Origin of the sequence: Shewanella sairae, assembly GCF_023283535.1 — a bacterium.
Taxonomy (GTDB): Bacteria; Pseudomonadota; Gammaproteobacteria; order Enterobacterales; family Shewanellaceae; genus Shewanella; species Shewanella sairae.
In genome coordinates this window covers 1-1,250 of sequence record NZ_JAKILT010000179.1, presented here as the reverse complement: position 1 = coordinate 1,250, position 1,250 = coordinate 1, and the positions used below count along the sequence as shown (strand labels likewise).

At 39.4% G+C, this 1,250-nt stretch carries 2 protein-coding genes; one reads left to right on the top strand and one right to left on the bottom strand.

The window, feature by feature from the left end:
• The coding region (locus L2748_RS23950; RefSeq protein WP_248957823.1) for an META domain-containing protein at positions 1–194 on the top strand (194 nt) is incomplete at its 5' end.
• Between the two features lie 60 nt (positions 195–254).
• Here L2748_RS23950 and L2748_RS23945 read toward each other — a convergent pair.
• Complete coding sequence (locus L2748_RS23945) at positions 255–851, bottom strand: recombinase family protein (RefSeq protein ID WP_220783585.1); 597 nt, start codon at positions 849–851, stop codon at positions 255–257.
• Positions 852–1,250: the final 399 nt, after the last annotated feature.

Genomic DNA, 1,250 nt, shown 5'->3' with positions numbered 1-1,250 from the left:
ATGGCGTTGAAGGGAATGATATTAAGTTAACCGCCAAAGGTAGCACTAGAATGATGTGTCCTGAGTCATTGATGCGCCAGGCCAATTCAATCGATAGAGCAATACCACTTATTGCGGTAGGTGAAATAAATATGGGGCAACTTGAGCTGCGCGATGTTACGGGAAAGACGGTATTGATACTGAATAAACCGTAATATCTAAATTAATTGATTAGTAGAAGGTCGCAATATGTTGCGACCTTTTGTATAAGATGTTTATTTTGCAGCTTTCGCGATAGTCGAACGACTGCACTTTAGCAAGCTCTGCACCTGAGACCAACTCTTCCCGTCATCGAGTAAGAGTCTAATGTTTTGTCTTAATTCATGATCAGGTTGGCGCCCTTGATATTTTCCTAGAGCTTTGGCCTTTTCAATTCCTTGCGCTTGACGTTTTCGTCTAGTTTCATAATCATCTCTGGCCATGGCCGCAGCAAGATCAATCATAAACTCAGTGAGTACTTTAGAGATCATTGAGCTTTCAATGGTGTCATTTAAAATTGCGTGAGTCATGGGTTGATCAACAACGACAATATGGATCCCTGCTGCGATTAATTGACCTTTAAGTAATTTCCATTGTTCAAAGGGAAGCCGAGATAGCCGATCGACTTTTTCAATCAACAACACATCACCAGAATGGGAGTCGTTAATCAATCTTCCTAGTTCGGCGCGTTCAATCTTCGCACCAGATTGCGTTTCGGCATAGAAACTAGCAATACGAATATTTTTCGTTTCTGAAAATTGCAGTAGCTCATTTCTAGCACGATTTGCATCTTGTTGATCTGTAGAAGCTCGAAGGTAAGCACGAATGAACATTTTGGCTCCTCAGTTTGATTTGAGTATGGTTTGCAATATTAGTTCGCGTAGGGTTTCAAACCAACTTTAAGCGAACCAATTTAAACTACTTCTTGATTAGTTTACGTTAGGTATACCCTAATGTGTTCTCCAATTCATGGATGAGACTGTTTTAGCGCGGCTATCCGATAATAAGCAAAATGCACGTGAAATGATTAAATTAGCGTCAGCGCACATTATCACCGATTTTGTATTGACTATTCAGAACGATAAATACATTAATATCACCGATATATAATACAAGCTATCTAGAAGGAACTAATCAAATAAAAATATTAAAAGTCATGTTACTGCTGCTATTATTACCATCCACATCTTGGAGTGAAAATTACACTCCTGATGGCGTCACTCCTGAAGGCT

Bases quoted from the DNA above. Each gene is read 5' to 3' on its own strand.
- L2748_RS23945 (WP_220783585.1), bottom strand. From the start codon at position 851: ATGTTCATTCGTGCTTACCTTCGAGCTTCTACAGATCAACAAGATGCA.